An 11,556-nucleotide genomic window follows, 5' to 3' on the forward strand; every position below is an offset into this window, starting at 1 on the left:
GCGATTTTCGGCATGTTTGGCGGTTGGTCCCGGATGGGCGGCGGTGGCGGACCGCTGGGCGCCTGCGGCCTGTCGCCGACCGCTGGAGGCGCCTGCCGCCCGACCGCCGACCGCCGGAGGTGCCTGCCGCCGGCCGCCGACCGCCCGGCGTCCGGACGCCGACCGCCCGGCGTCCGGACGCCGTCGCTCAGCGGGCCGGCGTGTGCGGCGGCCGCCCTCCGGGCGCTCCGTCAGGCCGGCCCCCGGCGGCTCCGTCCGGCCGCCCTCCGGCCTCCCCGTCCGGCCGCGCGGCGGACCGGCCGCCGGGCCGCTCCCCGGAGCCTTCACCGGCCCGGCCACGCGACCGGCCACCGGCCCGCTCCCCGGCCCGGCCACCGGGATGCTCCCCAGGCCGCTCCCCGGACCGTTCACCGCCCCGGCCGCCCGCCCGGTCGCCCGGCCGCAGCCCCGCCTTCTTGATGGCCCGCCGCCCGGCCGGCCCGCCCGGCGCCAGCCAGCCGGCCAGCTTGCCGTGGTGGGAGACCGCCTGGAGCCGGTTCTCGACCGCGTCCCGTACCGGGTCCGTGGCCACGACCAGCAGGTCGTCCCCGCGGCGCAGCACGGTCGTGGGCGACGGGACGAAGCTGGTGCCGTCCCGTACGACGAGGGTGACCGCGGCCCCCGGAGGCAGCCGCAGCTCGCTGATCTCCACACCGTGCATCCGCGACTTCGGGCTGACCGTGGTGGACAGCAGATGGCCGCGCAGCCGCTCCAGCGGCGCCGACTCGATCCCCAGGTCGGCGGCCTCCTCGTCGTCCCCCAGGCGCAGCTTCCTGGCCAGCCAGGGCAGCGTGGGCCCCTGGATCAGCGTGTAGACGACGACCAGGATGAAGACGATGTTGAAGGCCCGGTCGCTGCCGGGCACACCGCCCACCATCGGGATGGTGGCCAGCACGATCGGTACGGCGCCGCGCAGCCCGGCCCAGGACAGCAGCGCCTTCTCGCGCCAGGGCACCTTGAAGGGCAGCAGTCCCAGGAACACCGACATCGGCCGGGCCACGATCGTCAGGATCAGGCCGATGATCAGCGCCGGTACCGCGTCGTCGAACAGCGTGTGCGGGGTGACCAGCAGGCCGAGCAGCACGAACATGCCGATCTGGCCGATCCAGCCGAGACCTTCGGCGAAGCCGCGGGTGGCGGCCGAGTGCGGCAGTTTCGCGTTGCCGAGGACCAGCGCGGCGAGGTAGACCGCGAGGAAGCCGGAGCCGTGCGCCAGCGCGCCGGCCGCGTAGGCGGAGACGGCGATGGCCATCACGGCGATCGGGTACAGGCCGGACGCGGGCAGCGCGACATGGCGCATCCCGTACGCGCCCAGCCAGCCGACGGCCAGGCCGATGGCCGCGCCGATGGCCAGTTCCAGCGCGATCTCGCCGATCAGCGTGTACCAGTGCTCCACCGGTCCGGCGGTGGAGAACGCGACGACGAGGATGACCACGGGGGCGTCGTTGAAGCCGGACTCGGCCTCCAGGACGCCGGTCAGCCGGGCGGGCAGCGGCACGTTGCGCAGGACGGAGAAGACCGCCGCCGCGTCCGTCGAGGAGACCACCGCGCCGATGAGCAGCGCCTGGCGCCAGTCCAGGCCGACGAGGTAGTGGGCGCCGGCCGCGGTGACCCCCACGCTCACCGCGACGCCGAACGTGGACAGCACCGCGGCTCTGGGCAGTGCGGGTTTGATCTCTTTCCACTTCGTGCCGAGGCCGCCCTCGGCCAGGATCACGACCAGGGCGGTGTAGCCCAGTATCTGGGTCAGCTCGGCGTTGTCGAAGACGACCCCGCCGAATCCGTCCTGCCCTATGGCGATGCCTATCCCCAGGTAGATGAGCAGGCTGGGCAGCCCGCTGCGGGAGGAGACGCGTACCGCTGCCACCGCGACGAGCAGGACGAGGGCGCAGATCAGCAGGAGTTCGTTGAGGCGGTCGACAGTCAGGACTGGTCCTTCCTCGTGGCGGGCCGGTCAGGCACGGGTACGGGCACAGGGCTGTGGAACGGGCGGGCTTTCCTTACCGTATCTAGTTACTGAGACTAACAATTTACCATTGCTTGAATCTTGGAGGTGCCGCCGGCTACACCGCGTAGGGCTCGGCGGACCCGTGCGCCTATGGTTGCTCCAGCACTCCCACCCTGCCCCTCGAAGGACAGAGATGCCCGCCAACAAGTCCGCCCCCGCCCCTGACAAGGCTGCGAAGAAGCCGAAGAAGAAGGGGCGGCGCGGCCGCCTCGTCGCGACCACGGTCGTGCTTCTGCTCGTGGCGGGCATCGGCTCCGGCGCGTACTGGGGCGTCAGTACCGTCCGCGCCTCGTACCCGCAGACCACCGGCTCCCTGAAACTGGCCGGCCTGACCGCGCCCGTCGACGTCTCCCGCGACGGCAACGGCATTCCGCAGATCTACGCCGACACCGACGAGGACCTCTTCCGCGCCCAGGGCTTCGTGCAGGCCCAGGACCGCTTCTGGGAGATGGACGTACGCCGTCACATGACGGCCGGCCGCCTCTCGGAGATGTTCGGCCAGAGCCAGGTCGACACCGACGCCTTCCTGCGCACGCTCGGCTGGCACGACGTCGCGCAGCGGGAGTACGACACCAAGCTCTCCCCGGAGACGAAGAAGTACCTCCAGGCGTACGCGGACGGCGTCAACGCCTACCTCAAGGACCACGAGGGCTCGGCGCTGTCCCTGGAGTACGCGGCGCTCGGCTTCCAGAACGACTACAAGCCGCAGAAGTGGACCCCGGTCGACTCGGTGGCCTGGCTCAAGGCGATGGCCTGGGACCTGCGCGGCAACATGCAGGACGAGATCGACCGCGCCCTGCTGACCAGCCGCTTCAGCCCGACGCAGATCGACCAGCTCTACCCGAAGTACCCGGCCAAGCGGAACCGCCCGATCGTCGACGGCGGCGCGGTCGACCCGGTCACCAAGGACTTCGACGCCAAGGCGAAGCCGAGCGGCGGCCTGCAGAACAACTCGGGGTCGGGCTCCGGCACGGGTACGGGTTCCGGCACCGGTACGGGCACGGGCCCGGGGAACGGCGCCGGTTCGCGTACGGGCCAGGGAGCCGGCAACGGCACGGGCACCGGGACGGGTACGGGCACCGGAACCGGCAGCGGTACCGGAACCGGCACCGGTACGGGAACCAACTCCGCCTCCGCCGCCACTCAGGGCGTGCAGACCCAGCTCTCCTCGGTCTCCAAGTCCCTGGAGAAGATCCCGGCCCTGCTCGGCCCCAACGGCAACGGCATCGGCTCGAACTCCTGGGTCGTCTCCGGCTCCCACACCACCACCGGCAAGCCGCTGCTCGCCAACGACCCGCACCTGGCCCCCCAGATGCCGTCCCTCTGGTACCAGATGGGCCTGCACTGCCGCACCACCAGCGCCAAGTGCAACTACGACGTCTCGGGCTACACCTTCTCCGGGATGCCCGGCGTGGTCATCGGCCACAACCAGGACATTTCCTGGGGCATGACCAACCTGGGCGCCGACGTCACCGACCTGTACCTGGAGAAGATCAGCGCCAACGGCTACCTGTCGAACAACACGGTCAAGCCGTACAAGACCCGCAAGGAGACCATCAAGGTCGCCGGCGGCGCGGACCGCGAGATCACCGTCCGCACGACCGACAACGGCCCGCTGATCTCCGACCGCGACGACGAGATGAGCAAGGTCGGCAAGCACGCCCCGGTCGGCAACGCGGCACCCGACCGCGGCGACGGCTACGGCGTCTCGCTGCGCTGGACCGCCCTGGACCCCGGCAAGTCGATGGACGCGGTCTTCGAACTGAACCGCGCCAAGAACTGGACGGACTTCCGCAAGGCCGCCGCGCACTTCGAGGTGCCCTCGCAGAACCTGATCTACGCCGACACCAAGGGCAACATCGGCTACCAGGCGCCCGGCCGGATCCCGGTCCGCGGCAAGGGCTACGACGGCACGCTGCCCTCCCCGGGCTGGGACCCCAAGGCCCGCTGGGACGGCTACGTGCCCCAGAAGGCGCTGCCCAACGAGTACAACCCGGCGCGCGGCTACATCGTCACCGCCAACCAGGCCGTCGTCGACCCGGACAAGTACCCGTACCTGCTGACCAAGGACTGGGGCTACGGCGCCCGCAGCCAGCGGATCAACGACCTGATCCAGTCCAAGATCAAGGACGGCGGCAAGGTCTCCACGGACGACATGCAGACCATGCAGATGGACAACAGCAGCGAGATCGCCAAGCTGCTGACGCCCTACCTGCTGAAGATCGACGTGAACGACGCGTACGTCCGCGAGGCGCAGAAGCTGCTGGAGGGCTGGGACTACACCCAGGAGCCCGACTCGGCCGCCGCCGCCTACTTCAACGCGGTCTGGCGCAACACCCTCAAGCTGGCCTTCGGCAACAAGATGCCCAAGGAGCTGCGGGTCGAGGGGCAGTGCCTCAACGTCCGCCCGGCCGACGACACCGGTCCGGCCGACGACCAGGACAAGCTGGTGCGCGAGTGCGGCCAGCGCGCCCCCGACCAGGCGCAGCCCGACGGCGGCGACCGCTGGTACGAGGTCGTCCGGAACATCATCGACGACCCCAAGAACGACTGGTGGAAGACGGAGTCCCGGCCCGGCCGCGTCCTGGACGCCAACCGCGACCAGCTCCTCAAGCACGCCATGCGGGACGCCCGCTACGAGCTCACCAGCAAGCTGGGCAAGAACGTCGACAACTGGAGCTGGGGCCGCCTGCACCAGATGTTCCTCAAGAACCAGACCCTGGGCACCAGTGGCCCGGGCCTCCTCCAGGGCCTGTTCAACCGCGGCCCCTGGAACGTGGGCGGCGGCGAGGCGGCCGTCAACGCCACCGGCTGGAACGCGGCCGGCGGCTACGGGGTCACCTGGGTCCCGTCCATGCGGATGGTCGTCAACCTGGCCGACTTGGACAAGTCGCGGTGGATCAACCTGACGGGCGCCTCCGGGCACGCGTACAGCGCGCACTACTACGACCAGACGGACAAGTGGGCCAAGGGCGAACTGCTCCCGTGGGCCTACTCCCAGAAGGCCGTCAAGGCCGCGGCCAAGGACACGCTGACGTTGTCGCCGTGACGGGGCGCTGACCTCGTGGACCGGGCGGGCTCGAATTTCTTCGAGTCCGCCCGGTTTTTTTATGGCGGCCTTTTGCGCGCCCTTATGTGCGGTGTCCTGTAGGGGGCGCTTACACGGTCGGCGAAGTCGGGGACGACGGCACCGCGAACCGGTGCACACCCCCCGGCGTCACCGCCACGTCCACCGGCCGGTCGTGCTCCTCGGCCGGCACCTCCGCCAGCACCTCCGCGTCGTACAGCAGCACCACCTTCGCCGGCCGGACACCCGCCTGCTCCAGCCGCTCCAGCACCCGGTCGTACGACCCGCCCCCGCGCCCGAGCCGCATGCCGCGCCGGTCCACCGCCAGCCCCGGCAGCAGCACCGCGTCCGCCTCGGTGACGGACCGCGGACCCAGCCGGGGACCGGCGGGCTCCCGAAGACCCCGCGCGGCCCGTACGAGGCTCTCGGCGCCGTCGTACGGGGCCCAGTCCAGGTCGTTGTCCGGCAGCAGTACGGGCAGCAGCACCCGCACCCCGGCGGCGTGCAACTGGTCCAACAGCGCGTGGGTGGACGGCTCGCGCCCCACCGACACGTACGCGGCGACCGTGCCCGCCCCGGCCAGCTCCGGCAGGGCCAGCGCACGGCGCGCCAGCACCGCCCCCGCCGCCCGGATTTCACCGGCCGGCAACTGGGCCCTCATGTCCAGGAGATCGCGCCGCAACCCGCTTTTCCCACCGTCGTAACCGCTCATGATGCGCCGTCGCTCCCGCTCCTGTGACCCGTTCACCGGACCCGGCCTTCCGGCGCAAAGTGCCGGTTATCGTGATCCGCATGACTCCATCGCGTACTCGGATCACCAAGGCTGTCATTCCGGCAGCCGGTCTCGGGACCCGCTTCCTCCCGGCGACCAAGGCCACGCCCAAGGAGATGCTGCCGGTCGTCGACAAACCCGCCATCCAGTACGTCGTGGAAGAGGCCGCCACCGCCGGACTCAGCGACGTCCTGATGGTCACCGGCCGCAACAAGCGCCCTCTCGAAGACCATTTCGACCGCAATTACGAGCTCGAAGAGGCGCTGGACCGCAAAGGGGACGAATCGCGCCTCGCCCGTGTCCAGGAGTCCAGCGACCTGGCCACCATGCACTACGTCCGCCAGGGCGACCCCAAGGGCCTCGGCCACGCCGTCCTGTGCGCCGCCCCGCACGTCGGCGACCAGCCCTTCGCGGTCATGCTCGGCGACGACCTGATCGACCCGCGCGACCCGCTGCTCCAGCGCATGATCCAGGTACGGGAGCAGCACGGCGGCTCCGTCATCGCCCTCATGGAGGTCGACCCGGCACAGATCGGCCTCTACGGGTGCGCGGCCGCCGCCCCGGACGGCGACGACGACGTGGTGCTCGTCTCCGACCTGGTCGAGAAGCCGGATCCGGCCGACGCCCCCAGCAATCTCGCCATCATCGGCCGGTACGTCCTCGACCCGGCCGTCTTCGAGGTGCTGCGCCGGACCCCGCCGGGCCGCGGCGGCGAGATCCAGCTCACCGACGCCCTCCAGGCGCTCGCCGCCGACCCGGAGCTCGGCGGCCCCGTACACGGTGTGGTCTTCAAGGGGCGCCGCTACGACACCGGCGACCGCGGCGACTACCTCCGCGCCATTGTCAGACTGGCGTGCGAACGTGAGGACCTGGGCCCGGAGTTCCGGACCTGGCTGCGCAGCTTCGTCAGCGAGGAGATGTGAGACCGTGAGCGCCACCACCGGCCGGCCCACCCACCAGGAACGCGTCTGGTCGGTGGCCGACCACCTCGACGACGTACTGTCCAAGATCCACCCGCTGGAGCCGATCGACCTCCACCTCCTGGACGCGCAGGGCTGCGTGCTGGTGGAGGACGTCACCGTCCCCGCCGCCCTGCCGCCCTTCGACAACAGCTCCATGGACGGGTACGCGGTCCGTGTCGCCGATGTGGCCGGCGCGACCGACGCGTTCCCCGCCGCCCTGACGGTGGTCGGCGATGTCGCGGCGGGCAGTGCCGAACTGCCTGCCGTCGGCCCCGGCGAAGCCGCCCGCATCATGACCGGCGCACCCCTCCCGCCAGGCGCGGAAGCTGTCGTGCCCGTGGAGTGGACCGACGGCGGAACGGGCGGCGGGCCCGCCGAGGCGATGCGCGCGCACAGCGCGGCACCCGAGGCCGCCGGCGGCGAGGTCCGGGTCTACCGCCCGGTCGACGAACGCCAGCACGTACGCGCCCGGGGCAGCGACGTCCCGGCCGGCGAACTGGCCCTGAAGGCCGGCACCGTCATCGGCCCCGCCCAGACCGGCCTGCTCGCCGCCATCGGACGCGCCTCTGTCCGGGTCCGGCCGCGCCCCCGGGTCGTGGTCCTGTCCACCGGCAGCGAACTTGTGCAGCCCGGTGAAGAGTTGGCCCCCGGCCAGATCCACGACTCCAACAGCTTCCAGCTCACCGCCGCCGCCCGCGCGGCCGGCGCCATCGCCTACCGGGTCGGTGCCGTCGCCGACGACGCCGAGACGCTGCGCGCCACCCTGGAGGACCAGCTCATCCGGGCCGACATCCTGGTGACCAGCGGCGGCGTCAGCGTCGGCGCGTACGACGTGGTCAAGGAGACCCTCGCCGACCTCTCCGCCGAGGAGGGCACCGTCGAGTTCCGCAAGCTGGCCATGCAGCCCGGCAAGCCGCAGGGCTTCGGCCTCATCGGCCCGGACCGTACCCCGCTGCTGGCCCTGCCCGGCAACCCGGTCAGCTCGTACGTCTCCTTCGAACTGTTCGTCCGCCCCGCCATCCGTACGCTCATGGGCCTGCCCGACGTGCACCGCCACACCTCCCGGGCCACCTGCGGCGCACCCGTGGACTCGTCCCCGCAGGGCCGGCGCCAGTTCCTGCGCGGCTGGTACGACGCCGACACCGCCACCGTCACGCCCGTGGGCGGCGCCGGCTCCCACCTGATCATGGCGCTGGCCCAGGCCAACGCGCTGATCGTGATCCCGGAGGAGACGACCGAGGTCGCGGAGGGGGCGGAGGTGGAGGTCGTGCTGCTGGGGTGAGGTGTCAGGGGCAGGGGATGAGGCGGGCGGTGTCCGTACGGCGCCGTGGGAGCCGTCGGTACGGAAGCGTCGGGCCCACCCATACAGAGCTGTCGGGCCCGTCCGCGCCGAACGTGCGTGCCGTCGTCCGCACCGGGCAGCCGGGTGACGGCCGACGCCTGCGGGTACGGTGTCGTCGCACAGGCGGCACGGTCCGGACCGGGAGAACGATGAGCAGCGGCCAGCAAGACCTCACCCACCTCGACGCGTCGGGCGCGGCCCGTATGGTCGACGTGTCCCAGAAGGACGTCACCGCGCGCACCGCCCGCGCCAGCGGCCGCGTCCTGGTCGCGCCGCGCGTCGTCGAGCTGCTGCGCGGCGAGGGCGTACCGAAGGGCGACGCGCTCGCCACCGCCCGTATCGCGGGCATCATGGGCGCCAAGCGCACCCCCGACCTGATCCCGCTCTGCCACCCGCTCGCGATCTCCGGGGTGGAGATCGACCTCCGGGTGGCCGACGACGCCGTGGAGATCCTGGCCACGGTCCGCACCACCGACCGCACCGGCGTGGAGATGGAGGCCCTGACGGCCGTCTCGGTCGCCGCCCTCACCGTCGTGGACATGGTCAAGGCCGTCGACAAGGGAGCGGTCGTCACCGACGTACGGGTCGAGGAGAAGACGGGCGGCAAGTCGGGCCACTGGAGCCGGTCATGACCGCGGACCCGCACCCCTCGCCCCAGCAGGCCACCCCCGTCGCACCGCCGCCCGGGGCTCCTCTCCGGGCCCTCGTCGTCACCGCGTCCAACCGCGCGGCGGCCGGGGTGTACCCGGACAAGGGCGGGCCGCTGCTCGCCGAGGGCCTGGCCGCACTGGGCTTCGCGGTCGACGGGCCGCAGGTCGTCCCGGACGGCGAGCCCGTCGAGGCCGCCCTGCGCGCCGCCGTCACCGCCGGCTACGACGTCGTCCTGACCACCGGCGGTACGGGCATCTCGCCCACCGACCGCACCCCCGACGTCACCCGCCGCGTCATCGACTACGAGGTCCCCGGCATCCCGGAGGCGATCCGCGCCGCGGGCCGCGCGAAGGTGCCCACCGCCGCGCTCTCCCGGGGCCTGGCCGGGGTCGCGGGCCGTACGCTGATCGTCAACCTGCCCGGCTCGACCGGCGGCGTCCGCGACGGTCTGGCGGTCCTCGCCGACCTCCTCCCGCACGCGGCGGACCAGCTACGGGGCGGCGACCACGGGCCGACACCGGCACCGACTCCGACGCCTGCACCGGCGCCCCCTGATCCCACCTCCACCGGGAGCGCACACTGAACGCCCCCTGGCCCGTCGTACTGGCGGACGGCGAGACCGCCCTCCGCCCGATAAAGCTGCGCGACCAACGGGCCTGGCGCGATGTCAACCGCCGTAACCGCGACTGGCTGCGCCCGTGGGAGGCGACCATCCCGCCGCCCCCGCCGGGCGTCCCCGCGCCGCACCGGCCCACGTACCGCCAGATGGTCCGCCACCTGCGCGCCGAGGCGCACGCGGGCCGGATGCTGCCGTTCGTCGTCGAGCACCGGGGGCGGCTGGCCGGGCAACTGACGGTGGCCGGGATCACCTGGGGCTCGATGTGTTCGGGCCATGTCGGCTACTGGGTCGACGAGGCGGTGGCGGGCCGCGGCGTCATACCGACGGCGGTGGCGCTCGCCGTCGACCACTGCTTCCGCTCGGTGGGCCTGCACCGCATCGAGGTCTGTATCCGGCCGGAGAACCTGCCCAGCCGCCGGGTCGTGGAGAAACTCGGCTTTCGCGAGGAGGGGCTGCGGCCGCGTTATCTGCACATCGACGGGGCCTGGCGCGACCACCTCGTATTCGCGCTGACGGCGGAGGAGGTGCCGGAGGGGCTGTTGAGCCGCTGGCACCGGGAGAAGCCCAGCACACCCCACAAATAAAATATATGTTCGAATAATTTCACCGATTGACCACAACCGCGTACGGCTGATCTCAACAATCACAAAAAAAGTTCGAGATATCAGCCAGATCGTGCGACACACCGGCTCAATTGGCGGATGGCCCCCTGCAAACCCCTCTACCGTGTGAGACGTGAGCAGCAGCGGCCTCATCTACGCAGTCATCGTCGGGGCCTGGGCCGCCTACTTGGTGCCGATGTGGCTCCGCAGGCAGGACGAGCTCAATGAAGCCCGGCCGACGGAGCGCTTCAGTACCGCCATCCGGCTCCTGTCCGGACGGGCGGCCATGGAGCGCCGTTACGCCAAGGGGCTGGAGGGGCAGGGCGGCCGGTCCACCGACGATGCGGGCGAAGCGCGTGAGCCGGACGCCGCGGCCGAGGAGGCCGACGTCCGGGAGTTCGACGCGCCCTCGGACGAAGCCCCGCCCGCCGCTCAGCGCCACGCGGCGCCCGCGGCCGGTGGCGGGTCCCCTGGCGGCCGGTCGGCGTCCGCAGGTGCTGCCGCCTCCGGGCCCGCCCCCCACCCGGGCAAGAAGCCCGGCTTCAACCGGGCCTCCACCGCAGACCGCATGAAGCGCGCCAAGGTGCTGGCCCGCCGTCGGCGCACCACCACCGTCCTCTTCCTCGCCTTCACCGTCGGCACGATCATCGCGGCCGTCGGCGGCCTGGCCTTCCTCTGGGCGCCGGCCATCCCCGCGATACTCCTCAGCGCGTACATCGTCTACCTCCGCGCCCAGGAGCGGCGCCGCTTCACCTTCACGATGGACCAGCGCCAGGCGGAGGCGGCCGCCCAACGCCTACGGGAGGGCAGGCCACGCCCTCCCCAGGCGTCCCAGCAGCCCCCCGCCGACGAAGCCCCCGCTGAGGACGCCGCCGCCACGCCCCCCGCCCCGTCGCGCACCACCGCGCCCGCCTCCCGCCCCGAGCCGGCGTCGACGGCCGGCCGCCGCGCCCTGGTGGAGGAGACCGACCACGCGGAGTGGGTGGACCAGCAGCGCGAACGCGAGCGCACCGAGCCCGGCGGCTGGGACCCCGTCCCGGTCCCGCTCCCGACGTACGTCACGGCCCCGGTCGCCCCGCGCGCCACCAGCCACGTCGACCTCGACGCCGACGACGCCTGGAGCTCCGCCCGCTCCGGCCCGGCCACCGAAACCCCCCAGCCGGCCCCGTCCACCACCCCGCAGCGCCGCACCACCCCCGGCCGCCGCACCCGGGGCCGCACCCCCCTGTTCGACCAGTACGCCGACGACGACCGCCCCCGCGCGGCGAACGAGTGACCCCCTGCGGCTGACCAGCAGGGGAAGCGATTTTTGAGCACCCCGACAAGGATGCTAGAGTTTCACTCGTCGCAAGGGCCTGTGGCGCAGCTGGTAGCGCACCTCGTTCGCAACGAGGGGGTCAGGGGTTCGAATCCCCTCAGGTCCACCGACGTCAGAGCCCCTGCCGGAGAGATCCGGCAGGGGCTCTTGCGTGTCGTGCGGCGGGTAAGCGCTGC

9 protein-coding genes and 1 tRNA gene are annotated in these 11,556 nt (G+C 72.2%); 8 read left to right on the top strand and 2 right to left on the bottom strand.

Annotated features, from left to right (window positions below; genetic code table 11):
• Positions 1–187 precede the first annotated feature (187 nt).
• The gene (locus EJG53_RS23955; protein WP_244955301.1) at positions 188–1,906 is read right to left on the bottom strand and encodes a potassium/proton antiporter; all 1,719 of its coding nucleotides are present in this window, start codon (positions 1,904–1,906) and stop codon (positions 188–190) included.
• A 274-nt stretch (positions 1,907–2,180) separates the two neighbouring features.
• On the opposite strand from EJG53_RS23955, the gene EJG53_RS23960 reads away from it, so the two are divergent.
• The gene (locus EJG53_RS23960; protein WP_174856447.1) at positions 2,181–5,096 is read left to right on the top strand and encodes a penicillin acylase family protein; all 2,916 of its coding nucleotides are present in this window, start codon (positions 2,181–2,183) and stop codon (positions 5,094–5,096) included.
• Positions 5,097–5,205: 109 nt separating this feature from the next.
• Here the strand turns inward: EJG53_RS23960 and EJG53_RS23965 are convergent, their stop codons facing one another.
• Complete coding sequence (locus tag EJG53_RS23965) at positions 5,206–5,826, bottom strand: 5-formyltetrahydrofolate cyclo-ligase (protein WP_125046490.1); 621 nt, start codon at positions 5,824–5,826, stop codon at positions 5,206–5,208.
• Between the two features lie 80 nt (positions 5,827–5,906).
• Here EJG53_RS23965 and galU point away from each other — a divergent pair, with 80 nt between their 5' ends.
• The 7 genes from galU to EJG53_RS24000 all read left to right on the top strand — a co-directional run bounded on the left by galU (position 5,907) and on the right by EJG53_RS24000 (position 11,486).
• Positions 5,907–6,809, top strand: a complete 903-nt coding sequence (galU, locus tag EJG53_RS23970; protein WP_125046491.1) for a UTP--glucose-1-phosphate uridylyltransferase GalU — start codon at positions 5,907–5,909, stop codon at positions 6,807–6,809.
• 4 nt (positions 6,810–6,813) lie between these two features.
• On the top strand, positions 6,814–8,130 hold the full coding sequence (gene glp / locus EJG53_RS23975) for a molybdotransferase-like divisome protein Glp (protein WP_125046492.1): 1,317 nt from the start codon (positions 6,814–6,816) through the stop codon (positions 8,128–8,130).
• Between the two features lie 209 nt (positions 8,131–8,339).
• Positions 8,340–8,822 carry a cyclic pyranopterin monophosphate synthase MoaC gene (moaC, locus tag EJG53_RS23980; protein WP_125046493.1) on the top strand — a complete coding sequence of 161 codons (483 nt, stop codon included), beginning with the start codon at positions 8,340–8,342 and terminating at the stop codon, positions 8,820–8,822.
• Positions 8,819–9,424 carry a MogA/MoaB family molybdenum cofactor biosynthesis protein gene (locus EJG53_RS23985; RefSeq protein WP_125046494.1) on the top strand — a complete coding sequence of 202 codons (606 nt, stop codon included), beginning with the start codon at positions 8,819–8,821 and terminating at the stop codon, positions 9,422–9,424. The genes moaC and EJG53_RS23985 overlap by 4 nt, the downstream gene beginning before the upstream one ends.
• Positions 9,421–10,044, top strand: coding sequence for a GNAT family N-acetyltransferase (locus tag EJG53_RS23990; RefSeq protein ID WP_125046495.1), 624 nt, complete (start codon positions 9,421–9,423; stop codon positions 10,042–10,044). Before EJG53_RS23985 ends, EJG53_RS23990 begins: the two co-directional genes overlap by 4 nt.
• 151 nt (positions 10,045–10,195) lie before the next feature.
• A complete protein-coding gene (sepX, locus tag EJG53_RS23995; protein WP_125046496.1) occupies positions 10,196–11,338 on the top strand; it encodes a divisome protein SepX/GlpR in 1,143 nt (380 codons plus the stop codon).
• Between the two features lie 75 nt (positions 11,339–11,413).
• A tRNA-Ala gene (locus EJG53_RS24000) sits at positions 11,414–11,486 on the top strand.
• Positions 11,487–11,556: the final 70 nt, after the last annotated feature.

The organism is Streptomyces chrestomyceticus JCM 4735 (genome assembly GCF_003865135.1).
Taxonomy (GTDB): Bacteria; Actinomycetota; Actinomycetes; order Streptomycetales; family Streptomycetaceae; genus Streptomyces; species Streptomyces chrestomyceticus.

Bases quoted from the DNA above. Each gene is read 5' to 3' on its own strand.
- EJG53_RS23960 (WP_174856447.1), top strand. From the start codon at position 2,181: ATGCCCGCCAACAAGTCCGCCCCCGCCCCTGACAAGGCTGCGAAGAAG.
- EJG53_RS23965 (WP_125046490.1), bottom strand. From the start codon at position 5,826: ATGAGCGGTTACGACGGTGGGAAAAGCGGGTTGCGGCGCGATCTCCTG.
- galU (WP_125046491.1), top strand. From the start codon at position 5,907: ATGACTCCATCGCGTACTCGGATCACCAAGGCTGTCATTCCGGCAGCC.
- moaC (WP_125046493.1), top strand. From the start codon at position 8,340: ATGAGCAGCGGCCAGCAAGACCTCACCCACCTCGACGCGTCGGGCGCG.
- EJG53_RS23985 (WP_125046494.1), top strand. From the start codon at position 8,819: ATGACCGCGGACCCGCACCCCTCGCCCCAGCAGGCCACCCCCGTCGCA.